This is a genomic window from Aphanothece microscopica RSMan92, assembly GCF_046613545.2.
In the GTDB taxonomy this organism is placed as follows: domain Bacteria; phylum Cyanobacteriota; class Cyanobacteriia; order PCC-6307; family Cyanobiaceae; genus NIES-981.
Window position 1 is genome coordinate 1 of the sequence record NZ_JBKKKY020000243.1, and the last position, 862, is coordinate 862.

Genomic DNA, 862 nt, shown 5'->3' on the forward strand with positions numbered 1-862 from the left:
GGCGTGCGGGCCGGCGTGCGGTACTGATCCGGACTCCAGAGGGCGAAACGGCGCGCCCTATGCGCCATCAGCCCCCCTGCCACCCTCGACCGGGCGTTCCCCATGCCGGCGGGCCTGTCTATGGTCTCCCCCATGGGACCGTTCCGCACCGTCGCCGCGCTGGTGGCCGCCCAGACCACGCTGCAGATCGCGGGCGGGCTGTTCGGGGTGTGGCTGCCGCTCGTGATGAGCGGGCGCGGCTTTTCCGAGACCGGCATCGGCCTGGTGGCGGCGGCCTATTCGGTCGGCTTCATGGCCGGGGCCTGGTTCAGTCCGATGGCGCTCGCCCGCATCGGCCATATTCGCGCGTTCGCAGCCTGCGCGGCGATCTGCTGCGTGACCGCGCTGGCGCTCTATCCCGTTGATCATGCACTGCTTTGGGCGCTGAACCGGGCGCTGTTCGGGGCCGCCATCGCCATGCTGTTCGCGGCCGCCGAAAGCTGGATGACCAGCGTGACGCCGAAGGAACGGCGCGGCGACATCCTGGGCTTCTATCTGCTCTGCACCAAGGTGGCCTTGGCGGCCGGCCCGTTCATGATCGGGGAAGCGGCGCGCGACCCCAGCGCGGCCTGGCCGTTCATGCTGGCGGCAGGCCTGTTCGCGATGGCGCTTATTCCCGTGACCGCCACCAGCCAGGCCCAGCCACAGCCGCCCAAGGCCGCGCCGATCGCGCTGCGCCGGCTCTGGGGCCTGGCGCCAGCAGCGGTGACCTCCGCCTTCATGGCGGGCCTGATCAATGCGGGCGTCATGAGCCTCTCCCCGCTCTGGGCGCAGGCGCGCGCCGGGCCGGAAGCCGCAGCAGTGTTTCAGGCGGCGGCCTGGA

1 protein-coding gene is annotated in these 862 nt (G+C 71.6%); it reads left to right on the forward strand.

All coding sequences use genetic code 11. From position 1 onward, the window contains the following. Positions 1-132 precede the first annotated feature (132 nt). A partial coding sequence (locus ACLD7X_RS17240; protein ID WP_411424918.1) for an MFS transporter occupies positions 133-862 on the forward strand: 730 nt, incomplete at its 3' end.